This window comes from Fulvivirga sp. AWR4_260 (genome assembly GCF_056158185.1).
On the sequence record NZ_JBSWSU010000015.1, the window covers coordinates 979,415 to 1,004,835 of the forward strand.

Annotated in this window: 22 protein-coding genes; 8 read left to right on the forward strand and 14 right to left on the reverse strand. The window is 36.0% G+C overall.

The window, feature by feature from the left end:
- Nucleotides 1–12: 12 nt before the first annotated feature.
- Nucleotides 13–819 carry an alpha/beta hydrolase gene (locus ACXACQ_RS10620; protein WP_474975920.1) on the reverse strand — a complete coding sequence of 269 codons (807 nt, stop codon included), beginning with the start codon at nt 817–819 and terminating at the stop codon, nt 13–15.
- Between the two features lie 67 nt (nt 820–886).
- Between ACXACQ_RS10620 and ACXACQ_RS10625 the strand changes: the two genes are divergently transcribed.
- The 7 genes from ACXACQ_RS10625 (at nt 887) to ACXACQ_RS10655 (ending at nt 9,919) form a co-directional block, all read left to right on the forward strand.
- The gene (locus ACXACQ_RS10625; protein ID WP_474975921.1) at nt 887–1,462 is read left to right on the forward strand and encodes an RNA polymerase sigma factor; all 576 of its coding nucleotides are present in this window, start codon (nt 887–889) and stop codon (nt 1,460–1,462) included.
- Nucleotides 1,463–1,465: 3 nt separating this feature from the next.
- Entirely contained in the window at nt 1,466–1,837 is a 372-nt protein-coding gene (locus ACXACQ_RS10630) for a hypothetical protein (RefSeq protein WP_474975922.1), read from the forward strand.
- Nucleotides 1,838–1,921: 84 nt separating this feature from the next.
- Nucleotides 1,922–2,572 carry a TetR/AcrR family transcriptional regulator gene (locus ACXACQ_RS10635; RefSeq protein ID WP_474975923.1) on the forward strand — a complete coding sequence of 217 codons (651 nt, stop codon included), beginning with the start codon at nt 1,922–1,924 and terminating at the stop codon, nt 2,570–2,572.
- Between the two features lie 2 nt (nt 2,573–2,574).
- Nucleotides 2,575–3,927, forward strand: a complete 1,353-nt coding sequence (locus ACXACQ_RS10640) for a TolC family protein (RefSeq protein WP_474975924.1) — start codon at nt 2,575–2,577, stop codon at nt 3,925–3,927.
- Between the two features lie 27 nt (nt 3,928–3,954).
- Nucleotides 3,955–5,115 carry an efflux RND transporter periplasmic adaptor subunit gene (locus ACXACQ_RS10645; RefSeq protein WP_474975925.1) on the forward strand — a complete coding sequence of 387 codons (1,161 nt, stop codon included), beginning with the start codon at nt 3,955–3,957 and terminating at the stop codon, nt 5,113–5,115.
- A gap of 21 nt (nt 5,116–5,136) precedes the next feature.
- On the forward strand, nt 5,137–8,574 hold the full coding sequence (locus ACXACQ_RS10650) for an efflux RND transporter permease subunit (RefSeq protein ID WP_474975926.1): 3,438 nt from the start codon (nt 5,137–5,139) through the stop codon (nt 8,572–8,574).
- A 97-nt stretch (nt 8,575–8,671) separates the two neighbouring features.
- Nucleotides 8,672–9,919, forward strand: coding sequence for a metallophosphoesterase (locus ACXACQ_RS10655; protein ID WP_474975927.1), 1,248 nt, complete (start codon nt 8,672–8,674; stop codon nt 9,917–9,919).
- Nucleotides 9,920–10,045: 126 nt separating this feature from the next.
- Here ACXACQ_RS10655 and ACXACQ_RS10660 read toward each other — a convergent pair whose 3' ends face one another.
- The 8 genes from ACXACQ_RS10660 to ACXACQ_RS10695 form a co-directional block, all read right to left on the reverse strand.
- Complete coding sequence (locus ACXACQ_RS10660; protein WP_474975928.1) at nt 10,046–10,468, reverse strand: hypothetical protein; 423 nt, start codon at nt 10,466–10,468, stop codon at nt 10,046–10,048.
- Nucleotides 10,469–10,574: 106 nt separating this feature from the next.
- Nucleotides 10,575–11,222: a response regulator gene (locus tag ACXACQ_RS10665; RefSeq protein WP_474975929.1), complete on the reverse strand. Its 648-nt coding sequence runs from the start codon at nt 11,220–11,222 to the stop codon at nt 10,575–10,577.
- A gap of 3 nt (nt 11,223–11,225) precedes the next feature.
- On the reverse strand, nt 11,226–13,130 hold the full coding sequence (locus ACXACQ_RS10670) for a tetratricopeptide repeat-containing sensor histidine kinase (RefSeq protein ID WP_474975930.1): 1,905 nt from the start codon (nt 13,128–13,130) through the stop codon (nt 11,226–11,228).
- Nucleotides 13,131–13,277: 147 nt separating this feature from the next.
- Nucleotides 13,278–14,027 carry a head GIN domain-containing protein gene (locus tag ACXACQ_RS10675; protein WP_474975931.1) on the reverse strand — a complete coding sequence of 250 codons (750 nt, stop codon included), beginning with the start codon at nt 14,025–14,027 and terminating at the stop codon, nt 13,278–13,280.
- A gap of 59 nt (nt 14,028–14,086) precedes the next feature.
- Nucleotides 14,087–14,536, reverse strand: a complete 450-nt coding sequence (locus ACXACQ_RS10680; protein WP_474975932.1) for a hypothetical protein — start codon at nt 14,534–14,536, stop codon at nt 14,087–14,089.
- 6 nt (nt 14,537–14,542) lie between these two features.
- Complete coding sequence (locus tag ACXACQ_RS10685; protein ID WP_474975933.1) at nt 14,543–14,938, reverse strand: DUF3127 domain-containing protein; 396 nt, start codon at nt 14,936–14,938, stop codon at nt 14,543–14,545.
- A 264-nt stretch (nt 14,939–15,202) separates the two neighbouring features.
- Nucleotides 15,203–17,287: a ComEA family DNA-binding protein gene (locus tag ACXACQ_RS10690; protein WP_474975934.1), complete on the reverse strand. Its 2,085-nt coding sequence runs from the start codon at nt 17,285–17,287 to the stop codon at nt 15,203–15,205.
- Entirely contained in the window at nt 17,280–18,104 is an 825-nt protein-coding gene (locus tag ACXACQ_RS10695) for a PorV/PorQ family protein (protein ID WP_474975935.1), read from the reverse strand. The genes ACXACQ_RS10690 and ACXACQ_RS10695 overlap by 8 nt, the downstream gene beginning before the upstream one ends.
- A gap of 47 nt (nt 18,105–18,151) precedes the next feature.
- Here ACXACQ_RS10695 and ACXACQ_RS10700 point away from each other — a divergent pair, with 47 nt between their 5' ends.
- The gene (locus tag ACXACQ_RS10700) at nt 18,152–18,787 is read left to right on the forward strand and encodes a toxin-antitoxin system YwqK family antitoxin (RefSeq protein ID WP_474975936.1); all 636 of its coding nucleotides are present in this window, start codon (nt 18,152–18,154) and stop codon (nt 18,785–18,787) included.
- On the opposite strand, the gene ACXACQ_RS10705 is transcribed toward ACXACQ_RS10700, so the two are convergent.
- The 5 genes from ACXACQ_RS10705 to fabF all read right to left on the reverse strand — a co-directional run bounded on the left by ACXACQ_RS10705 (nt 18,784) and on the right by fabF (nt 25,400).
- The gene (locus ACXACQ_RS10705; protein ID WP_474975937.1) at nt 18,784–20,235 is read right to left on the reverse strand and encodes a BamA/TamA family outer membrane protein; all 1,452 of its coding nucleotides are present in this window, start codon (nt 20,233–20,235) and stop codon (nt 18,784–18,786) included. The genes ACXACQ_RS10700 and ACXACQ_RS10705 overlap by 4 nt on opposite strands.
- A 114-nt stretch (nt 20,236–20,349) precedes the next feature.
- Nucleotides 20,350–21,465: a prolipoprotein diacylglyceryl transferase gene (locus ACXACQ_RS10710; RefSeq protein WP_474975938.1), complete on the reverse strand. Its 1,116-nt coding sequence runs from the start codon at nt 21,463–21,465 to the stop codon at nt 20,350–20,352.
- Nucleotides 21,466–21,489: 24 nt separating this feature from the next.
- A complete protein-coding gene (nadE, locus tag ACXACQ_RS10715) occupies nt 21,490–23,355 on the reverse strand; it encodes an NAD(+) synthase (RefSeq protein WP_474975939.1) in 1,866 nt (621 codons plus the stop codon).
- Nucleotides 23,356–23,403: 48 nt separating this feature from the next.
- Nucleotides 23,404–24,147 (reverse strand): ribonuclease III, encoded by a 744-nt coding sequence (gene rnc / locus ACXACQ_RS10720; RefSeq protein WP_474975940.1) that lies wholly within the window; start codon nt 24,145–24,147, stop codon nt 23,404–23,406.
- Between the two features lie 2 nt (nt 24,148–24,149).
- The gene (fabF, locus tag ACXACQ_RS10725) at nt 24,150–25,400 is read right to left on the reverse strand and encodes a beta-ketoacyl-ACP synthase II (protein ID WP_474975941.1); all 1,251 of its coding nucleotides are present in this window, start codon (nt 25,398–25,400) and stop codon (nt 24,150–24,152) included.
- Nucleotides 25,401–25,421: the final 21 nt, after the last annotated feature.

Sequence of the window (25,421 nt, forward strand, 5' to 3'; positions counted from 1 at the left end):
TAATCGAAAAAATCAGTGATTAACCATTTTTAAATGCTTAGCAACCATAAGAATTAGCTTATTATGGTTACTGTCCAAAGTCACTAAATTGTACACATCCAGCAATTTGATCAAATTTTTAACTGTTTTTGTTGTAATTATTTTATCCTGGGCGCCAATATATATGTTTGGTTTTATCTTATTTTGATTAAATGTAGACGCTAATTTTTTTGTGCTAAATTTTAGTTTAGAGAAGATCATCCAAGTGTTATAGACCAGTTCTCGTTTGGCTTCAGTATTCATTTGGCTAGAAGCAAATTTATGCAGCCCCCTGTCAAGAAACCCTATTTTTTTTAGCGTATTGATGATGTTGAAAAACCTTTCAGGCCTTTTAATCATACTTTTGAAATAGTTGCGCGTCAATTTTCTTTCAGTAGCTAATTTATACCAAAAGTTTGTTTTTATGCCATCAGGCGCTATTAATGTCACTTTGGTGATTTTTTCTGGGGCAGTAATTATTGAAGCTAATACTAACTTATTGCCAAGGCTGAAGCCCATTAGCTCAAACTTCTTGATATGATATGTGTTGAGGAAATTTGTTAAAATTTCAGACCAATTGGTTAGGCTGAACGGCTGGTTGGGGTCTAGCCACCTGCTTTTGCCATGAAAAAATAAATCGAAACTATAAAGCGTGTAATCTGGGCCTAAGCTATTGTAAACATTTTTATAATAAGTTCTGTCTTGGCCAAAGCCATGGAAACAAAGCATAATATTTTTACCTTCACCATATTTGGAAAAGTGCAAATGAAACCCGTTTTCTATGATTGTGTGCTCGGTCAAAATAACTAAATTATTTTTTTTATAAACTTATAAAATATTTCTCTTACTCGTTCGACTATAGGTTTATATGAGTAATGGACAGACCATATCGGTAAATGTAACATCCATGAGCAATCATCAGGAAGAGACTATAAAGCGGGAAAGAGGGCGACTTTTAAATTTTATAAGGTCGAAGGTAGATAATGCTGAAGATGCAGAAGATATTTTGCAGGATGTATTATTTCAATTTGTGGATGGGTATGGAACCATTAAATCTTTAGAGCGTGCTACTTCATGGTTATTTAGTGTAGCAAGAAACAAAATCATTGATTCTTACAGGAAAAGAAAGATAAAAACCGAGGATTTGAATTATCAGTCATCGGATGATGAAGGTCAACTGATGTTGGTAGACATATTGCCCGACTTGGGGAGCTCTCCTGAAGATGTGCATTTTCGTGAATTGATATGGCAGGAGCTTAATGTGGCGCTTGATGAGCTTCCTGAAGAGCAGCGCGAAATATTTATTCAGCATGAGTTTGAAGAAAAAAGTTTTAAAGAGCTTTCTGCGAAGTATGGTTTGCCAGTAAATACCTTAATATCTAGAAAAAGGTATGCGATGCTGGCACTTAGAAAAAAATTAGAAACAATATACAAGGAGTTATAAATAATGGCACTTAGAAAACGAAAAAAAGTGGGGCTAATCATTGTAGGAGTAATTACTATGATTGGAATTCTGGGAGCATTAGTAATGGTGTTATGGAATAATTTAATTCCTGAACTATTTCACGGACCAATGATTACTTATTGGCAAGCCTTAGGCTTATTAGTGTTGTGTAGGTTACTGGTTGGTAAGTTTGGTGGAGGAGGACCTGGAGGTAAAGAAAGATGGAAACGAAAGTGGGAAGGCATGAGCCCCGAACAGAAAGAAAATCTAAAAAATAGGTTTTTTCAGAAATGGTGTGAGCCGCACGAAAGAGGGAGAGGAAGGATGCATCCCATGCAGGCTGCTCCGCCACCAGAGAAACACGAAGAAAACTAGTTCACTTTAGGCAGAAAATTATCTGCCTTTTTCTCTTTCAAAAACCGAGGAAACTTTCTGGATAATAAAAGTTTCCTTAGTTTCGTGACAAATTTAGGAGTAGTGGACGATACAAGAGAAAAGTTGATAGCGGGAGCCTGTGATATGTATACCAAGTACGGTATCAGAAGCGTTTCGATGGATGACTTAGCAAGAGAGCTGTCAATGTCTAAAAAAACAATATATCAGTTTTTTAAAGACAAAAAAGAACTAGTGCATACATCAATAGAGCATGTTTTGCATGAATTGCATGCAAATTATATTCGTATACAGGCAGTTGCCGAAAATGTTATTGATGAGTTGATTTTGTGTAGCAGGTGTATGAAAGATGATTTTGAATGTATAAACCCATCTTTACATTTTGATATGCAGAAGTACTACCCAGAAACTTGGGCGCTGTGGAGTAATTTTAAGGATAAACACTTAAAAGAGTTTATAGCCGATAATTTGGATAGAGGTATAGTTTCTGGCTACTACAGAAAGGATATTGATACTAAATTATTAGCCGCCTTTAGGGTAGAGTTAGTAGAAACAGCATTAAACGATAAATTATACCCTGATGCTTCTTACAATATGAGACAGGTACAACTACATTTGTTTGATCATTTTATGAGGGGCATTATTACCAAGCAAGGTGAAGAATTATACGAACAATATTTAAAATTAGAACTACCAAATAACCATAACCATAATTGAAAATGAGAGTAAAACATGGCTTCATAGTATTGCTGATACTATGGGTAAGCAAATTGTCAGCGCAGGAAAATCCCCCCACTGATTATTCTTTGCAACAATGCATTGATTATGCCATGGAGCATAATCAGGACATTATAAATAAAGCTTATGATAAGGACATAGCACAGACGCAGGTGGGCGAAACACTGAGTAAAGGTTTGCCACAAATAAGCGTGGGAGCAGGAGTCAACTATAACTTTGAAGTTCAAAAGTCATTGTTAGATGCCAGTACTTTCGATCCTACTGCACCGGTAGGTCAGGAGGTGGAGTTTGCTTTTGGCCAAACTTACGATGGCAACATTAGCCTGTCGGCCACTCAGCTTATTTTTGATGGTTCTTTCTTTGTGGGCTTACAGGCCTCAAAAACCTACAAGGAACTTTCGACCAAAGATCACATTAAAACGCAAATAGATGTGATAGAGGCAGTTTCAAAAGCTTATTATAATGCTTTGGTAAGCGAAGCGAGGTTTGAACTACTGAAAACCAACTTCAATAGGCTGGATACGCTATTATATGAGACGCAGAGTATGTTTGAAAATGGCTTTGCTGAAAAAATAGATGTTAGCAGATTGAAGGTGCAGTATAATAACTTGGTTGTGGATTTAGAAAACGCTGAAAAAATGCTTGCCGTAAGTCGTGACTTGCTAAAGTTTCAAATGGGCGTTAATCTTTCTCATCCTATAACTCTAACAGATGAGCTAGAGGAGGTGACTTTTGAAGATCCTGGTACGCAAGGAGAAGACTTTAACTATGCCGAAAGAATTGAATACTCTCAGTTACAAACTAATATGGCATTAACACAGCTAGATTTGAAAAATAACAAGGTGCAGTATGTACCTACTTTATATGCTAAGTTTAATTATGGATATAACACACAAACGAGTGAGTCTAATGAGTTGTTTGAGAGAGATCGTTGGTTAAATTATGGTTTGGCGGGTTTAACGTTAAGTGTGCCTATATTCGATGGGTTATTAAAGAGTAATCGTATTCAAAAAAATAGAATACAGATTAAACAGTTAGAGCAGTCTTTTACTCAGCTAGAAAATAGTATAGATCTTGAGATGAAGCAGTCCCGCATTAATATGGAGACAGCGCTTAAAAAAATGGAAGCTCAGAAAGAGAATATGGAACTGGCTGAAGAAATCTACAATGTAACCAAAATTAAGTACCAGGAAGGAGTGGGCTCTAATTTGGAAGTAGTAGAAGCGGATGCTGATTACAAAGAAGCTCAAACCAATTATTATAATGCCATGTACGAAGCGCTAGTTGCTAAAGTAGAACTTCAGAAGGCATACGGTCAACTCAATAAAAATTAATCACCTCTATTAGAAAATATACTTATAATGAAAAATATACTAACCTACGTAGTTATACTTTCTGTCATGCTTGCAGCTTGCAAAAAAGACGGGTTAGAAGCCAAAAAAGAAGAGCTTGCTAAGTATAAAAAAGAAGCTCAGGACTTAAAGCTAAAAATTAAGACTTTACAAAAAGAGATAGCCACTCTTGATACCACAGCAGTAAAAGGTACTAAAAAAGGATTATTGGTAAATACTGCCAGTATTCAGCCAGTTGATTTTAAGCACAAAATTGAAATCAGAGGAGCTGTAGAGTCAAGAAGAAATGTAATGCTTACGTCTGAAACAGCAGGAATTATAAATGATGTAAGAGTTTCTGAAGGGCAAAAAGTTTCTAAAGGCCAAGTGTTAGTAGTGCTAGACGGTGATATTTTGAGAAATAGCATTGCTGAGATAAAAACTAACTTGGAATTAGCTACCGCAGTGTATGAAAGACAATCTAACCTATGGGAGAAAAAGATTGGAACGGAAATGCAGTACTTGGAAGCTAAAGCTAATAAAGAAGGTTTGGAGAGGAAGTTAGCTACTACTAATTCTCAGTTAGCACAAACTATAGTAAAAGCTCCTTTTAGTGGAATGATTGACCAAGTGCCTGCCAGGGTAGGTGAAATGTCTCAGCCAGGAAGAGAATTGGTGAGAATAGTAAGCCCAGAGATGATGTACATAGATGCAGATGTTTCTGAGCGCTACATCGATGACTTTAAAGTAGGTGATGAAGTAGAGCTACATTTTCCTATAAAAGATAAAACGGTGAAGTCAGTGATATCATCAGTAAGCAGTGTACTTAAAACTGATAACAGAACATTTTCAATTGAAGTAAAAATACCTAAGCTTGATTTTCAGGTAAATCCTAATCAGGTGGTAATGCTTAAATTAATTGACTATGAAGATAAAGGAGCTTTAGTAGTGCCTACACAAACTATACTTTCTGATAGTGAAGGTCAATTTTTGTACAAAGCTGTTAAAACTAATAAGGGCTCAATAGCTAAAAAGCAAAAGGTGAAAGTGGGGCAAAGTTATGATGGTGTAACTCAGGTGCTTGAGGGAGTAAAGCAAGGAGATTTAATAGTGGTAGAAGGGCATAGAAGCTTAACTGACGAAGTTGCTATTCAGCCAGTAGAAAGAAGTACTAATAACACTAACATCTAATCAGTATAACTAATATTTGATATGTCTGAGAATTTAGATAAAGATTTATTATCGTCTCAAGGTAAACCACAAAATACTCCTGCAGAGCATCATGAAGATAAGGAGTTTGGTTTAACCAAAATGGCGTTAAACAATAAGAATACCGTGTTTTTCTTATTGTTTTTGATTGTAATTACCGGTATTAGTGCATATGTTAATCTTCCAAAAGATAGTTACCCTGAGGTAGAGCAACCTATGGTTTATGTAGGTACACCTTATGCTGGTAACTCGCCTATCGATATCGAAAACCTGATCACTAGGCCTCTGGAGAAAGAGATTAATGATATTTCTGAAATTGATAATATTAAGTCAACTTCAGTTCAGGATTACTCTACCATTATTGTTGAGTTTGAGCCAGATATTGATATCGATGATGCGCTACAAAAAGTGAAAGATGCCGTAGATAAGGCCAAGCCAGATTTGCCTAATGATATGGATCAAGATCCTAATGTTTTTGAAATGGATTTCTCTGAAATGCCTATCATGAACATTAACCTTTCGGGTAACTTTAGTTTAGAGCACTTAGAAGATATAGGAGAGGATTTAAAAGATGAGCTAGAGAAAATTAGCGAAATTTCTTCGGTAGAAATTCGAGGTGTGGATGATAAAGAGGTGAAGATTATGGCTGATCCATACCTTATGGATGCCCGAAAAGTAAACTTCAGTGATATTGAAAATGCTGTAAAGGCTGAAAACTTAACCTTTTCTGCAGGTAATATCAAAGAAGGAGACGTTAGAAGAACTATTCGTATTGTAGGGGAGTATAGTGACCCGCAAGACATGCTCAATATTGTAGTAAAGCATGAAGACAATAACATAGTTTACCTAGGCGATATTGCCGAAGTAGATTTTGACTATGTGGATCCCGAAAGTTTTGCCCGATTATCTTTAAACCCAGTAGTTTCTGTAGATGTAGTAAAAGGAAGTGGAGAAAACTTACTTATCGCGACAGAAAAAATTAATGCGGTTTTAGAAAAAATGAGGGAAGATTTCCCTAACGGCTTAGAGGTATCTATTACCAATGACCAAAGTCAAATGACTAAGGATTTGGTAAACAGCTTGGAGAATAACATCATTTCTGGTGTAATATTAGTAGTGTTGGTGCTATTGTTCTTCTTAGGAACAAGAAATGCGCTATTCGTAGGTATGGCTATTCCTGTATCTATGTTTATTACTTTCCTTATTATGAGTATGCTCGGCATTACCATTAACATGATGGTGCTATTCTCACTTATTTTAGCCTTGGGTATGTTGGTGGATAATGGTATCGTTATCGTGGAGAATGTTTATCGTTTAATGGAAGAAGGACAAACAGCATGGCAAGCAACTAAGAACGGAGTAAGTGAAGTGGCATGGCCTATTATAAGCTCTACAGCTACCACGTTAGCCGCATTTTTACCTTTGGCCATGTGGCCTGGGCTAATGGGAGAGTTTATGAAATACTTGCCTATTGGTGTAATGATCGTACTAACCTCTTCTTTATTTGTGGCATTGGTTATTAACCCTGTAATGATTGCTGCATTCATGAAAATAGAAGATGAACGCAGAATTGACAATACCAAAGTATTAAGAAATACGGGCATTTTTGTGCTACTAGGTACCATTTGCCTTGTGATAGGATGGACAGCCTTGGGTAACTTGTTAGTAGCTGCAGGCTTATTAATTGTACTTAATGTTTATGTGCTAATGCCATCGAGTAGAAGGTTCCAAGAGAGCTTCTTGCCATGGTTAGAAAATATATATTCTAATACATTAAAATTTGCGCTGAAGGGCTACAGACCTATGTTGTTCTTCTGGGGTACTATAGTGCTACTTTTCTTATCTATATACCTTAATGTACTTAGCCCTCCAAAGGTGTTGTTCTTCCCAGAGAACTTGCCAAAATATGTGAATGTATTTGTGGAGTTTCCTATAGGTACGGATATAGAAAAGACTAATGATTTTACCAAAAAGGTTGAAAAACGTGTGCTAGAGGTGGTAGAGCCATATGGTCCTGTAGTTGAATCTGTAATTGCTAAGGTAGGTCAGGATACAGCAGATCCAAATGACCCTGGAGCTTTCGGGTCAACGGACACTCCTAACAAAGGGCGTATCACTGTTAACTTTGTGGAGTTCAAAGACAGAGACGGTGTAGATACCAGAATAATAATGCAGAAAATCAGGAATGCGATCAAGGGTTATCCTGGCGTTTCTATTACTGTAGATCAAGATGCAGCAGGGCCTCCAGTAGGTAAACCTATCAATATTGAGGTTAGTGGTGATAATATTGATTCTTTGGTGAGCATCACTGATAGAATGAAGAAGTTTATCAACGAGTCAGATATTGAAGGTATAGAAAATTTACAAACTGACTTAGAGACAGGTAAACCTGAGCTTTTGGTAAATATAGACAGAGAGAAAGCCAGAAGGTTTGGTCTTTCTACAATGACTATTGCCAATGAAATCAGAACATCATTATTTGGTAAAGAGATTTCTAAATACAAAGAAGGAGAAGATGATTATGAAATTCAGCTTAGGCTTCAAGATAAGTACCGATATAACTTAGAAGTACTTAAAAATAAAGAAATCACTTTCCGCGATCAAAAAGGTCAGATGGTGCAAATTCCAATAAGTGCGGTGGCTACTATGGAGCTCAGTACTACGTATGGTTCTATCAAGAGAAAAGACTTAGAGCGAGTGATTACTTTGTACTCTAACGTGTTACAAGATTATAATGCAACAGCCATTAATCAGGAGATTAAAGATTTGCTTACAGACTTTAATATGCCAGCGGGCTATGATTATAAATTTGGTGGTGAACAGCAGAAACAGCAAGAGGAGATGGATTTCTTGTCTCAGGCGTTAATGTTGGCAATTTTCATCATATTCTTAATCATTGTAGCTCAGTTTAATAAAATTACTACACCTATAATCATTATGTCATCAGTGTTATTAAGTACTGTAGGTGTATTCTTAGGGCTATTCATATTCAATATGGAGTTCGTAGTAATTATGACCATGATAGGAATTATATCACTGGCTGGTGTGGTAGTAAATAACGCTATTGTACTTATCGACTTTATTGAGCTTATCAGAGAGAGAAAGCTAAAGCAACTAGGTGTAGATAGACTTGATTTTGATGATATCAATGATGCTATAGCTGAGGCCGGAAAAACCCGATTGAGACCTGTATTGCTTACTGCCATTACAACAATTCTCGGTTTAGTGCCGTTAGCAATAGGTATAAACTTTGACTTCATAAAGTTCTTTACCAGCTACGATCCTGATTTTTATTTAGGTGGTGATAACGTAGTATTCTGGGGACCAATGTCATGGACAATTATCTTCGGACTAACTTTCGCTACTTTCTTAACATTGGTGATTGTACCTATAATGTATCAGTTCTTTGCTAAAATTAACCGAAAGCTTAATGTTAGCTAAGAAGTAATATTCTTAATTTTTGAATTAAAAACTGTATCAAGTTCTTATAGTCAATATGTCTGGAATTTTTGATACAGTTTTTTTATTGGTTTTTTTTATGAATAAATTGATGTTAATTCCTTTGATCTTAATAGTGCTGCTGCTATTGGATTTATATGTTTATCAAGGGGTTGTGTTCGTGTTAAAGCAAAGTTCATCGCAGCTGAAAAGTATTGTTAAATGGGCTTATTGGGGTTTAACCGTTGCTACCTTTCTGATGATATTAGTCTATAATTTTGGTGACCCTGAATGGTTTACCGGAGCTTCAAGAGGGTTGATTTTGACTGGGATATTCATTAATTACTTCTCTAAGTTTTTTATCATTATCTTCCTTTTTATAGATGATATTACTCGTTTCTTTAGAGCAGTTTTTGGCTACTTTCAAAGTAATGATTCTACGGCAGCTACTGGTAAACCCATACCTAGGTCTGAATTTTTAACCAAAACGGCCATACTAGCAGGTAGTGTCCCTTTTATAACTATGAGTTACGGTATCATTTCCGGAGCGCATGATTATAGGGTGAGAAGAAAAACTGTTTATTTGCCCAATTTACCCAAGTCATTTGATGGGGTAACTATAGGCCAGCTCTCTGATATTCATACTGGTAGTTTTTTTAATAAAACAGCTGTAAAAGGTGGGGTAGAGATGTTTATGAAAGAGAAACCAGATATGGTGTTTTTTACCGGAGATTTAGTGAACAATGAAACTTCTGAAGTTAAAGATTACATCAATATATTCGATAAAGTAAAAGCTCCATTAGGGGTATATTCTGTTACGGGTAATCATGATTATGGAGATTACCGCGTATGGACTAAAGCGCGGGATAAAGCTCAAAACTTTATTGATCTTAAAGACGCTCATAAGCATATGAATTATGACTTGCTAATGAACGAACACCGTTTTATTGAGCTAGGAGGTGAAAAGATTGCCATTATAGGTAATGAAAACTGGGGAGCAGGTCGTTTTTCTAAATATGGTAAATTAGATCAGGCATATGCTGGTACCGAAGAAGCTTCCGTAAAGTTGTTGTTGTCACATGACCCAAGCCATTGGGATGCACAAGTAAGGCCTGATTACAGTGATATTGATATTATGTTTGCAGGACATACCCATGGGTTTCAGTTTGGTGTAGAGGTAGGAGATATCAAGTGGAGTCCATCGCAGTATGTTTATAAGCAATGGGCAGGTTTGTATCAAGAGGGTAATCAATATTTATATGTTAACCGAGGCTATGGGTATCTGGGGTATCCTGGTAGGGTAGGCATGCCTCCCGAATTAACAATTATTACTTTAAAAAGAGCTTAAAAGTAGAGGCTCAGTTTTTACACTGAGCCTCTTTCTTTATACCCATGAATATTTAAATGTAAGTTGTGGAAAAGCTTTTATTATACTGACTGCGATATACAAAAGCTTGAAAAGCGGGTATAAGTTTTATATGCTAAACATGAACGATGCTACGATCATCCAAGCACCTACTATTAGTCCTAGAACTCCAAATTTACCTTGTTTAGGAGCAATAGAAGCTCTTAATGAAGCTGCTTTTTCTTGAGCAGTAGGGCTGCTGCCAAGTACTAATTTGTTAATTAACGAAAAGCCCAACATAAAGCCTAAGCTTGCTTCTACCACACTGCCGGCTAATAAAGTACCCCACCAGATAGGAGCGCTGGTTAACCAACCTAAATTGAGGATAGCTGAAATAATTCCCCACACACCCCAAAAACAGAAAACTAGACCGATCCAACCTTGGTAAGGTTCTACTTTAGACAGCAATTCTGCTGCATTTGGCTTTTTAGCAAGAATTAACGAAGGCACTGCAATAATGCTTAATAAAATAAGTGTAATACCGTATATCATAATTTTAAAGTTGTTTATTAATTATTATGATACAAAGATGAAGATACCTCGGCCCCTGGAGTAGACCATAAATGGTGAAAGTGCACTCACTGTTTTCAGGGGTGTGTTAATCTACCAGCCCATTTTCTAATGCATATCTTGTAAGGCCTGCTAAATTTCTAACCTGTAGCTTAGATATTAAGCTTTTTCTGTAGCTTTCAATAGTATGCTTGCTTAAAAATAGTTGATCTGCTATTTCTTGTGTGGTATACTCTTTAGCAATTAATTTTATTACTTCTTTTTCTCTTTCAGTGAGTACTATTTGAGGGGTATTATTGGCTTCGAAAACGGCCTTCATCATTACTTGCCTAATTCTATCAGAGAAATAATTTTCTCCTTTGAGAATACTTCTTATAGCTTGTAATAGCTCGTGTTTTTCTGAGTTTTTAGAAACATACCCATTTACTTGTGCATCAGCCAGTTCTTTGATTCTTTGTGCATCTTCGAGCATACTTACTACCAGAGTCTTTATCTGAGGATAATCTTTTTTAATAGTACTGTTTAGCATAACTCCATTCATTTCGGGCATGTTGATGTCAGTTATAATAAGGTCAATGACATCGTTACTAAACATTTTTAGGTATTTGATCACCTCTTCACCATGTGTGGCAGTGAGTTTGATCTTTATGTCTGATTGATCTGCCAATATGCTTTTAAGCCCGTCAGTAAACATGGCATGATCATCGGCTATAATAACATTATAAGTCTTTTTCATGGCTTAAGATTTGGGTACGCTTATGCTTATTACTGTTCCTCTTTGTGCAGCACTGTCTATGGCAATACTGCCATTAAAGTTACTCACTCGTTCATTTATATTCCGGAGTCCTATTCCTTTTTTAGCTTTTTCTGGGTTGAAGCCTACGCCATTATCTTCATATAAGAGCTCCAGTGTATGCTCATCTTCTATTATGTTTAATTGAATATTGATAATAGAAGCTTCTGCATGTTTAAAGGCATTTGTGATTAGTTCTTTAATGATGTTGAAGAGCATTACTTGCAGCTGCTGATCTAGTAAGTTAATTCTGGCTTCAGGATAAGCACTGAAATTTATAGTAGTTTGCTGGCTATCATTTAAATTATTAAGATATGCAGTAACCAAGTCAATAAAGGCTTGGTCTTTAAATGCCTTTGGTATTAGGCTATGCGAAATCTCTCTTACCTGATGGTAAGTCATGTCGAGCTGTTGTATCAGTTGCTGTGTAAACTTGCTTTGGTCGGGTAAAGTATGCATTTGCAGCTTTATGCCGGCCAAATTACCACCTATACTATCGTGTAGCTCTCTGGCAATGCGGTTGCGCTCTTTTTCTTGAGCGGCTATGGCGGTTTTTGCTAATTGGAGTTCTTGAGATTGTAATAATGATTGCACCTCTTGTTTATTAATTTCATCTTGCTGCTTATTTAATAAACTTTGCGCCTGTAGTTTTTGGTAGTAAACTACAAGTAATAAAATAATAGGGGCCAAGATTACAACAAAACCTATCAATATGGCATTTTTAATAGTTTTTTGGTTGTCTAATTCTGCCTGCTTTTTTATCTGTTCTTTTTGAAGAAGATCAATTTTACGTTCCTTTTGTAGTGTTTCATACTTTAGCTCTATCTCATGGAGCTGCATTTTATTTTGCTTCGCAGAGATCATTTTTGTAATGTTGGCATCTTGGGTCATCAGGCTATATGCATTTTTGTAATCACCCTGGCTGACATACAAATTCACCAATGCACCTATCACTTTCTTTTGAAGTATAAGTTTGTTCCACGATACCGAATTTATGTAAGCCATAGTCAAAGCTGCCTGAGCTATTTCAAATTCATTTAACTCTTGGTATATGCTCCCTTCATTTAGAATAGCGGTGATGTAGATGTCATAAAACTCATGCTTTAATGCTTCATTTTTAACTTTCCTAAAAATTAAAATGGCTTCTTCTTTATTTAGGTCAGTTTTTGCTTTTACTAAGCCTCTGTTGACCTCTGCTCTTAGTTTAATTTTGGGGAAATATCCTATGTTTTCATTGTCTAAAATAGATTCGTAACCTGATAGTGCCTTGTATGGATCTCCTGCATAAAAGTAGTAATTGCTTTTGGCCATTATTAATGATAAGGTCAGAGAGAAGTCTTCTTGTAGTATTGGTATTTTTTCTAGTAGACTGTGGGCTCTTTCAATATCGTTTCTTATCAGGTATGTCTCAGCTAGGCCTAGTTGCAAATAGTAGTACATGGTGGAGTCTCCATTTATAACCACCTGTAAACCTTCAATAAATGTGGCTACCGCATCTTCAAGGAGTCCCATTTCACGTTTACCAACTCCGGCATAATAGTCAGCTTTTTGTTTGTAAAAAGTATAGGTGGCGGTGGTTGAGTCAAGCCTAATGACCTCTTGGTCTATTTTATTTCCATAGGCAATAATAGAATCTACATAATCAGCTTTAAAAAAAATATGTGCTATGGTATCAAGGTAGGCCAGTCGCTTTTCAGGATTATCAGCATTATTCAGCTCTTGATATAATGACGGTTCTACTGTGGTGGGAATCTCAGAAAAAGCTTTAAAATGAGACATGTCTGCCTCTTGCGCTTTGGCATTAACAAATACTAAAGACGCAATTAAGAAAAATAAATGTTTGTACTCCATTCGGCAATAAATGTTGGCGATGCAAAAATATTACTTATTTCATAACTCATTTATATTCAATGTGATCATTTTAATATATTTATAATCTGTAACGCATAAAAAAAGCGCTTTCGGATAGAAAGCGCTTTTTTTATGCGTTATATAGTTTTAGTAAGCTCTTTCTATAGTTCCGGAGCCATAAAGTTTACTCTCTACTTTTTTAGTGGAGCCCTTGTGTTTAACCGTACCAGTACCGTATATTTCAGCTTCCAATAGGTTGGTTACATTTACTTCACATAAACCAGAGCCGCTTGTTTTTACTGATGCCTCTTCAAGCTCGCAATCAAATGCATGTAGTGAGCCAGAGCCACTTAGGGTTATATCATTTTCAGAAGCATATCCTTTAAGGTTAATGCTGCCCGATCCTGATATTACAGTTTTAATCTCTGAGCCTTTAATATCTAAATCAATATTTCCACTTCCTGTAACGCTTAAGTCTAGTTCGTTAGAGGCTATGGAATTTTCTCCGATAATTTTTCCCCCTCCATTTACTTTTAAGTCATGAATGTCTTTAACACTCACGTATAATTTCATGGTAGGCGCTATTTTTATATCCTCGATCTTAGACCAAACGCTCTTACTCTTAGTGTCTTTTTTTCTTTCTACATTTACGTGTAGAACACCATTTTCTACTTTAAACTCACTTAATTCATATATTTCAGTTAGGACCTCTACAGATACTTCTTGCTTGTTAGTTTGCTTGAGGTATACTGTATAATTTGAGTTGACAGAAATACTATTAAATGAAGGTAAGTCAATTGTTTTAGTAGTTATATCAGGACCTCTTTTTGGCTTTTCTGTGGCCAATAAAGGTGAGCTGAATAAACATGCTAATATTAAAATGATCTTAAATTTCATAGGTGTTTGGTTTTAATTATTATGCTAATTATTAACCAATCTAAAGACACATATTCTAATTATTCTGAGATTTTTATCCAGTCGTCAGAAGATGAAACTTCAATTACACCATTTTTATGCTCAAGTATAAAGTCTAGCATAACAGGTTTGCGGCATCCTTGAAATTGTGTTTCTCCTGTGCTTTTTAAAAGAACAGGATAAGAATATCCATATTCTCTTTCAAATTTTACAATTTGATTGTTCTCGTCTAGTAAAAAGCCCCATTCTAATGATATAACATCCTTTTTACAACTTTCAGGAGCAAAGCCGAATACATCGTACTTATAAGAGCCCGTACCGTCTTGGTTAAGCTCTAAAAAGCCAGTTTTTCTACCAGAGTAAGTGCCATAAAATGCTTCAGGAATACTGAATGTGGTTTTTACAGCTTTTCCGTTGTATTCTATTTCGCGAACCTTGTCAGATGATGACAGGCCGATGAAAAGTAATAGTGAAAGCGCTAATGTTTTCATAAAATATTAAAAAGGTAAATCATCTTCATCTCCATTGCTAATCCAACCTGGTTCTTCCATTTGATCCATGCCGTTGTCGGCTGCTGGTGGAGGAGGGGTGTTGCCGCTTTGTGGTTGAGCGCTTGAAGCTCCTTCTAATTTCCATGCTTGTAAAGAATTGAAATATTTTACAGAACCTTGCGGGTCTGTCCATTTTCTTCCTTTTAAGTTGAAGTGAACATTTACTTCATCATTAACCTTATAGGTGTCTAAAAGATTACACTTATCCTGGATCATTTCAAATTTCACATACTCAGGATACTGCGGGTTTTCCGCATATTCTAATACAAATTCGCGTTTTTTGAAACTGCCTGTTACTTGTTGAGTATTTGAAATCTCAATGATTTTACCCTTTACGTTCATTAAATCTTTACTTTTTTATTTTTAAATATTTGTTCGCCAGCAAAGTTAACAGATAATAATAATCTTGTTACCTTTTTCTGAAGATAGCCCAAAAGATGACTACAAACAATATCATCCCTATCACCATAATTAACAATGTAGGTGAATCGATAAGTTCTACTGCGTGCATGTTTGTATGTTAAAAAAATGTATGGCACTAAGTTACTAACTCTGTAAATTTTATGAATAATAAATAGATAAAGAGAAATAAAAAACGGTAAGTGCCTAAAAAATAATTCGTATCTGAAATTTGAGGTCGGTCTTAATACTACCTTGTATTTCTTCTAAGCCAGAACTTATTACTTTGCGGTCACGGTAGTTGGTTCGGGCATATTTACCATAGAGATCGAAATGTCGGCTTATTTTGTAGCGTAAAACTATATATTGTCGTGTTCCCCTGCCATAATACGCGGGTATCGAAAATGCATATAATACATCTTTTTCATATACGTATTGTCTGTTGTCATAATCATCAGTATCAAATAAAGCAAACCGGGTAGATACGCTAAATTTTTTGTAGTTGAAAATAAAATCTTGTGCTAATACGTAGCCAGTGGTATAGTTTCTATTAAAGTTATAGTTGCTAAACTGAACTCTTGATTTTAACTGTATAAAATCACTTGCTACATGGTCGAGGTTAAAAATGAAGTTTTGTTTAGTGGCGGTTTTTGCTGTTTTGATATTACTTGTATTGTCTGAAGATGAGAGGTTATCGTCTTTGGTTTCATTTCTAAGCTGAAAATAAAACTTGCTGAGTTTATTTAAGGAGATTGTAGTTCTGAAAAGGTATTCATATCCATGTGATGGTTTGGCAATGTTCGTGGTTAACCATGGAAATGAAAAGCTGTCGAAGTAAGCAGAAAACTCTAATTTTCTTGAAAAAGTATATTTTAAACCCCAGTACCATCCTTTTTCATTAATGTTATAGCCAGATGACTCTGCAAATGCACTGCCATAAAAGCTATAGAAATCTTTGTCATAATTTCGAAGTAGTACTGATGTATGTACGTTGTGACTTAGTGGAGCTATAAAACCAAACAAGTAACCTTTTCCGTGTTTGTAGGTTTGTGCTAATTCGCTAAAAAAACTTATGTTTTGCCATGTGTAATTAAGACTGGCACCTGCTATTAGATTATTATTACCGTTGAATGAATAACGGTATTGTGGAGAGTCATCTTTAAGTATAGGAATGCTGTAATGATTATTCATTATACATATACCCGCTTCAAAATTTTCCTTAGCACCTTTGTATAGCAAGTAAGAGCCAATGGTAGTTTCTCCTATTTTGTCTTTTGCTTGTAACTCATTAGCTGTTCTGTGAAATCCGCTATTTTGTAAAGCATTTATATATGATAACCGTGAGTAGCTAGAATCTTGTGCAGTTCTAATGACTGCATCTTGCTTTAGGTGTGATAAAAACGAGGTGATTTCAAGTCTTTTGTTAATAGAAAAATTACTGGCAATACCTCTAAAATAATTAGTTTCCAATGCAGAGGTATAAGGTCGCACGCCTATATTTGATCGCCTCACAGTACTGATAGTTTCACCTCCTTTACCAACATTAAAGCCCGAGGAAAGTACAAGTCCTTGCCCGTATTGAATTTGATAATCTCCTATAACTGTATTTTTAAACCTCCCTTGATTCTTTAACTGAAAATGATAACTGTAAAAATCAAACCCTTTTTTGTTCTGATTGAATACAAATGCCTCTCCCGCATCTTTTTCCGCAGTGAATCCCAGACTAAAATCTTCAGTGTGGCTAATTCTAAACCTTACATAGAGTTTATCAGGTGAGCCGTTGTACCTGTTTACTCCTTCATCAGCAGAAGTATATCCCTTTTTTTCTTCTAGAGTGCGTTCATGTCTTATTATCAGGTAATTATTTTTTTCAGATATAATGCGCTGTATTAATGGCCTATTATCTTTATGTATGTTGAGATCTCTGACACTGACAAATGGTATAAGCTTTTCAATGTCACTCAGGTTAAGGGTGGGTATAGCCTGGAGCTCATAAATAGAAATCAAAGGCCCATATTTTTCAATATAGTTGATGATATTGCTTATTTGCTCTTCAGTAAGGATATAAAGTGACCTTAATTCATCTTTATCGGCTTTATTGAGGTTAATAGGGTTACTGTAAAATAATAATAGTGACTCATATACCGCCTCATAATCGATGTCACTGTCTTGTACTGCAAATATCTCTTCAATAAATTGTTGCATATCTATTTCTGGGCGTTTAAATTCTTGAGCTATAAGCTGATTAAAAGTCAATGTGGCAGTGAATATGGTTAACATCAACCTATTCATGTTTATTGATTTTATAATTAAGAGATACCTGATGGGTGTTGCCTAAATATTGATTATTGGAATAGGCATAATCAATATTGAATTTGATGTGCTTAAACCCTATTCCTAAAAAATGGTTGAAAGGGAATGTGTTGATGCCTGTGCGTATTAAGAACTTTTTTAGAAATTCATATTCTAACCCTATTTTAAAATTTGCATCATAGTCAATGTCTTTTTCTGCTTCTATGTTTACTATGAGTTTATTTGTGGGTAAATAAGAAATGCCTGCATACATTATGGTTGGAATTCTCTCATCATGAAAGTCAGATAAACTGCTCTGATTAATATTTCGGATATATGCACCAAAAAATAACTGTTTGCTGAGTGCTGTTATACCGCCAATGTCTAAGTATAAAAAGCCCTTTGTGCCATAGTTTTCAATATGGTATTGATGATAATTCATGCGAGCTCCAAGGGTAGTATTGCCTAATTGATGACTGTAGCTTATCGAATTTCGGATTTCATTGTAAATGTCATCTCCGAATTTTATCACCGAAATGCTTGCGTATCCTTTTAGCACAGGGGCTGAAATGCCGGCAGCTGCAGACCCTAACCCACTAATACCATAACTGTTACGATAACCTGCTAAAACCTCTATAGAAGTTAGGTAAGAGAGACCTGCAGGATTATTAAAAGCGGACCAACAGCCTTTAAGCGTACTTGCAGTATTTCCCATTCCTTCTGATCGTGCTCCGTAGGTCTGTTGAGCCAATTGAGCATGACATACCAAAGATTGGAAAGCGAAGATGCAGAATAATATAGGCGTATATGCGTTCAATCCATTATGTTTATACTATATATAAATTAATGAATTAGACACTATTTATGCAGTATTGCTTTATTAAAATAGGTAAATATATTGTTGTTTTTGTTTTAATTGTATTATTTCAAAAGCCAATTCTAGCTCAGGATACGCTTTATTATAAAACAGGAAAATTAAAGGCTGTAGGCTATGCCGTAGGTGAAGAGAAACATGGTGCTTGGCATTATTTTTACCCTAACGGCAATGTTAGTGCTGTTGAGAATTATGATCACGGAGCCTTATCGGGTAGTATTATTTATTATAACACTGAGGGGAATAAAGTGGGGGAAGAATATTGGAAGGATAATTTGCCTCAAGACTCAGCCTTTTATTATTTCGATAGTGGCCATTTGCATAAGAAGGGCAGGTATAAAGATGGTCAATATAATGGTGACTGGTTATACTATCATGAGAATGGCAGGCTGGAGAGAATTGTTCATTATTTTAATGGGCTCCCACATGGTGATTGGAAAGTATATAATAATAATGGAGTATTAATACAACAAGGCCAGTATGATGAAGGTAAAGAAACTGGTGAATGGAAATTTTATACCCAAGAGGGAAGTTTGGAGTATGAAGGCAGATATGAGCAGGGAGAAAGAGTAGGTAAGTGGTTTTACACGAATAAAAAGGGTAAAAGGAAGGAAATTAGTTATTAAAACTCTTTCCTGAAGTGAATAAAGAGGCCTGATTCTTTTTCTTTATTCATGCTGTATTCAAACCGAAGCACGGTATCATAATAAGTTACAATATCTATACCCACACCTGTTCCATATATTAATTCATCAGAAAAGCTGGTGTTAAAGTCATAATGTTGAAAATTTTCGGCATAGCCAAGGTCTAAATAACTTTTTAAGTATATAGCAATAGGAATGTTTTTGAACTGATCTATAGGAATGAAATTCATATGAGACACTGTTTGGAATAACCGTTTCTTGATAGTAGTACGGTTGAGGTAATAAGACTTTCCTTCCACTACATAAAGTTCATAACCTCTTATAAAATCGCTTTTATAGCCTAAACCAACCAAGTTAGCATAAGGCTGACGCTTAGGTGTGCTGGCATAAACAGAGGTATAATTGGATAGGTAAAAACCTTTGTGAAGGTCGAAAAAATGAGAATATTTTATGCCTGCATCAGTTTGGTCTAAGTCATTATAGAGGCCTATGCCATATTTGTCTATGTAGAAATTAAATTTATAACCAGATAAGGGATAAGATACATTATTTCTTCTGTCAAGATTGAACTCATAAACTAAGCTTATGTATTTCTGTCTTGTTCGTCCATTTAAATAGAAATTCGGGTTTTCTTGAGCTACTTGATCTTCAATGTCATTGTCATTATACTGCAGGTATAAGTAATGAGTGCTGTAAAACGAATTTCGGAAGGTATAACCTAAAGAGAATAAACGCTCAGTGCGTAATACATTTTCAGAATCAAGGAATTCCCTTTTATGCTCCACCGTTCTATACGGAATGTTCTTATTTTCAGAATACCTGTAGCGTATGCTTAGCCCGTGGCGTTGTCCTTTATCTATGTACGGAATACTGTAAGCCCCTTCAAATTGTTTAGTATAGCCAAACTGTACTTGAGCTTTTAGCTTTTCTCCACGCCCTCTCACATTATACTGATATAGGGTAAGCCCATAATTGATTCGGCTCAAATCATGGTTTTGGTTTTGCCACCAATCGTTGAAATTACGGTCTACAAGGTCAAAAATAGGTACAGGGAAAGTATACCAGCGTTCTGTTACTTTTATAATTATATCTACAACATCATTGCCCAATTCAAGCAAAGAAATATCAACGGTGTTAAATAGGCGAGTGTTAAATATTTTATTTTTATCGGCTTTCAGAATTAAATTTAGGTCTTGCTCATTATAACGCTCGCCTTTCCTTACGCTTACCTCCCTTTCTATCATACGTTGCTTGGTTATTTTATTACCAATAATGATGATATTATCAATATACAGATAGCGTGATTTAACCGTGTCTTGTGCTATGGTAGGACGATTTCTCTTTAACGAATCAGCGGCATTATTCACATCTGCCACCGAAGGTACGGTATAAAACAAGGATGTGATTAATAGAAATATAAATGCCAGCATCTGATCTTTCAGCCCAATAAAATCTTAGTTTAAAAAAAGCGTACTTTAAAAATTAAATATCTTAACCACAGAAAGCAAATTTTCTGATGTTAGTAATTTAATTAGCTATGTAAACTAAGCTTTTTTTCTTTGATTAAATACAGCTCTAACTAAAATAATTATACCTGCAATAATAAGTGGGATGCTTAGGATTTGCCCCATATTTAAAGTCATACCATCTTCAAAGGCTACTTGGTTTTCTTTAAAAAACTCATGCACAAATCGTAACCCAAAAATCCAAGTAAGGAATATGCCAAATAATAAGCCACTAGGTAAATCCTTTTTTCTTTTATTCCATAGAACCATCAACAGTATGAATAAAAGCAGGCAAGTAAATGATTCGTACAACTGTGTAGGGTGTCGTGTAATTCCGTATGTATGAACATGTGCTATAAAAACACCTGCTGTAGGTTCTTCTACTTCGTAATTTAGCTCGCCTCTTTGATGAAATTGAGCTTTTAGATAATCCCATTTTTCTAAATTGGGCTGAAAAGTAGTTTCTAAGTATAGAGATACGCCCTCTTTTGTTTTTACGTCAGGGTGTGGTTTAAAAGACAGGTTAATGATGATTGGTTCGTATCCGGGGGTAGAAGTTGGCTTATGGTCATCTTTTTCAAAGTCGATGGTTTTTATTGGACTGGCATCAGTTAAAAATGCATCTTTTAGATGGTTAGTAAATACGACCCCATATGATGAATGAGTCGGTTTTCCATAAATTTCGGAGTTAGCGAAGTTACCCATCCTTATTAAACAGCCTACTAATGCCACAGCTATGGCTATCCTGTCTAATGTCTGCAAGTAGCTCTGATTAATTCTATTGAGGCGCTTTACATGAAATTTGGTGTATAACCATAACCCTAAAAATATGCCTATGGCTGCTCCATGGCTGGCCAGCCCTCCTTCTGTAAGGTATAATATTTCGATAGGATTATTAAAGTAGCGTTCGGGCTCATAAAATAATATGTGGCCTAAGCGGGCACCCACTACAGTAGCTATTAGCATATATATTGTGAGTGTTTCTACATCTTTTTGAGGCTTATCTTCCTTTTTAAATATATAGAATAATAACCTTTGGCTGATTACAAAACCCAGCATAAAGAGTATACCGTAGTATCTAACAGGGTTATTTAAAAATGGAAGAGTAAATGCCGTAGGGTCAAAATCCCAAATTATAAAATCAAAAAAATGCATGTAGCAGGTGAATTAAAGCTTTTGTTATAAATTTTCTAACGCTAAGAGTTCCTCATGGAAGCTGCTGCTCAAAATAGGAAAGCGGCACCAAGTTCTAGGATCCACATTAAAGTCATCTAAATGGAAGGCAGGAGCTATTCTTTCTCTTTTCCATTGGTTTCTTGACCATAATCTGTAAAACTTAGCAATGTGAAGTTTTAAAAGCGTTTTAGGTTCCAAGTCCCTTTCTGCTAGTATAGCATATACTTCTTGAGGAGACATATGCTGTTGAATGGCTAACTTTTCAATTTCTACAATGATGTGATAAGGCATTAAGTCAGTTTCATCTGTTTGTACAGAAGCCAATGGCCGTAATTCGGCACTAGGCTGCAAGGAGTTGACATGAGATAAAGAGCTATACCCCAGCTTTTGCTCTGCCCATTTTAGCCAATTGATAATGAAAAATTTATCTACTGCTGCAATAGGAGCTATACTTCCGCTAGTATCCCCATCCATAGTAGCATAGCCTACATCTCCTTCACTTCGGTTAGATGTAGTGAGCAATAATCCATTTTGAATATTGGCAAACATCCAAATAATAGGAGAGCGCGCTCTTGCTTGTATATTTTGCAGGGTAATGTCGTCTTTCTCCCAAGTTAAGTCTCTGGAAATGGCCTTTTCTACTTTTGAAGTGTAAGATTTAACCTCGTCATCTATCAACCATGAATGGAAAGTAGCACCTACTTCTGTTGCTAATTCTTTCGCTGAATTGAAAGTGTCTTCAGAGCTGTTTACTGTACCTTGGTAAGCACATGTAAATATTTGACCGGTGATTTCTTTGATCTGATCTTCAGTACTTGTTGAAGTTAATGGCTTTATACGCAGATTTGATTTTTTTATAAACGGATCAACTCCAAGTGTATTGACTCCTATTTTTACCATTTCAGCTACTAACACGGCTATAGAGGAGGAGTCTGCTCCACCACTTAATGAAAGTACAAAACCATGACTTCTGCTCTTGCGCATATAGTCGTACAATGCTAAAGTATTGGCTTTAGTAAACTCTACATTTTTATCTGCAGGCTCAAGAGTTACTTCATTATAAGCTTCGTGTTCATTGTCGAAATCCACTTTAGCTTCTAATAATTGTACGCTTTCAAAAGAAAGTAATTCATTACGAGCTATTAGTTTTCCATAACGAGAAATCATAATTTCTCCATCATAAATCATTCTCCCGGCTTCGTTGCCTAAGAGATTAGCGTATACATATGTGCAATGGAAATTTTTAGAGCTAGTCATAATTAGCTCTTGCCTGGTAATGGTTTTGTCAAACGCAAAGTGGCTGGCACTTGGGTTTAAAATAAGGTTTACACCTTTTTGTACTAATCTGCATGCAGGTCTGTCATCTCGCCAAGCGTCTTCACAAATTTCAAAACCCATTTTAACCGATCCAAACTCAAATATTAGATCGCCAATATCATAGGTGTTTTCTGCTATTTCAATAGTGTCGATTTTGCCTACAGGCCATGGGGTAAACCAGCGAGGTTCATAGTGTACACCATCATTGGCCAAGTTTTGTTTGGCGTAGAAGCCGAGAATGTGAGCGTCTTTTATAACACATGCAGCATTATAATTGATTCCGTTATGCTTAATAGGTAAACCTACAGCTACAGTAATGTCTGTACATAGAGGAACTATCTTAAGTAAAATATCTACTGATTTTTTGTAGATCCATTCACTTAAAAATAAATCTTCGCAACCATAACCTGTAATGCATAGTTCAGGAAGGCAAAGAATGTCAACTTCTTGTTGTTGAGCTTGTTCTATAGCCTTAAGAATGTTTTTTAGGTTATTGGTCCAGTCGAGTGGAGTCTGATTTAAAGTTGCCCCTGCCAGTTTTTGTATATTCACCTTCTTCGCAATTATTAAATGAGCTAATGAAGGCGAAGATCGGAATCTTTACGGTAAGTTCAAGATATCACAGCTTTTTTGCGCTGCATCTTGTTCAGCTTTTTTCTTACTGTGGCCGTAACCTTTAGCCATAGGCTCATCATCTACATACACCTGCGCAGTAAATTCTCGATGTTGCTTATCTGTTTTTACACTGATAATTTCGAACCTAAGATCTTTACTTTCTTTCTGTGACCACTCTATGATCTTGCTTTTCCAGTTAGGGTTGGACCTAACTACTTCATTAAGATCATAATTAGGAATCAATAACTTTTCTATAATAAAATTTCTACAGAATTTATAGCCATGATCTAGGTATACCGCACCCACCAATGCCTCTAAAGTGTCACCATAAAGTGATTTATGAGATAGTTTAGTCTTTTTATTTTGATCATACTCCACCACCTGATTAAGACCAATCTTTTTACCAAGTGTGTTTAATGATTCTCTATTAACTATCCGTGCCCTTATTTCGGTAAGAAAACCTTCGTCTTTATAAGGGAAGGTTTTAAAGAGGTAATCAGCCACCGCTGCTCCTAAGATAGCATCACCCAGGTATTCAAGCCTTTCGTTAGACTCTTTAATGCCCAGATTATTGGCCTTAGCCATGGAGCTATGTTTTATCGCCAGCTGATATAAGTTAAGGTTAAAAGGCTTACTACCAACAATGGTAGTAATTGCGGTAATAAGCCTTTTATCTTTTTCTGATTTTGTCTTAAATGTGTTAAGCAGGCGTTTTACACCACGAAGCACAGTTATTGGATTTTTTTAAGAATTATGGAAGTATTATGACCTCCAAACCCAAATGTGTTGCTTAATGCAATATTAATCTCTCTTTCCTGAGCTTTGTTAAAAGTGAAGTTCAGTTTGTTATCTAACTGATCATCATCGGTAAAGTGATTAATAGTAGGAGGTACTAAGCTATGATTAATAGCCATAATACTCGCTACTGCTTCGATAGCTCCTGCTGCTCCAAGTAAGTGACCAGTCATGGACTTAGTGGAGCTGATATTTAAATTATAGGCATGTTCACCAAAAACCTTTTTAATGGCTAATGTTTCACTAGTATCTCCTAAAGGAGTAGAAGTTCCGTGAACATTGATATAATCAACATCTTCGGGCTTAATATTCGCATCAGCCAAAGCGTTGATCATAACATTAGTAGCACCCAAACCTTCTGGGTGAGGTGCAGTAATGTGGTGGGCGTCAGCAGACATACCACCACCTATAATTTCAGCATATATTTTAGCTCCGCGTGCTTTGGCATGCTCGTATTCTTCAAGAATAAGTGCACCTGCACCTTCGCCAAGAACAAAACCGTTACGATCTTTATCAAATGGTCTTGAAGCGGTCTCTGGAGAGTCATTGCGCTCAGAAAGTGCTTTCATTGCGTTAAATCCTCCAATACCTGCTTCTGTTACTGCTGCTTCACTACCACCAGAAATGGCTACATCCATGTGGCCTAATCTGATATAGTTCATGGCATCTATTAAGGCATTAGTAGCCGATGCACATGCAGAAACAGTAACGAAGTTAGGACCGTGAAAGCCATATTTAATAGAAATATAGCCTGCACTGATGTCCGCTATCATTTTCGGAATGAAAAATGGGTTAAAACGCGGTGTGTTATCGTTGTTCGCGTAACTCTTTACTTCTTCCTGAAAAGTCTGAAGACCACCTATTCCAGAACCCCAAATAACCCCTGCTCTATCCAAATTAATGGCTTCCAGGTCCAAATTTGAATCTTTGATAGCTTCATCAGCTACAATGAGGGCATATTGGGTGAAAGGGTCCATCTTACGAGCTTCCTTCCTGTCGAAATATGCTTCGGCATCATAGTTTTTTACTTCACAAGCAAATTGAGTTCTGAATTTCTCGGGATCAAATCTGGTGATACGTGCCGCTCCACTTACTCCGTTTTTTAAACCTTCCCAGAATTCTGGGGCTGTGTTCCCGATTGGAGTTAGGGCACCTATACCTGTTACTACTACTCTTCTCAATGTCATAAAAGAGGGTTCGGATTAGAT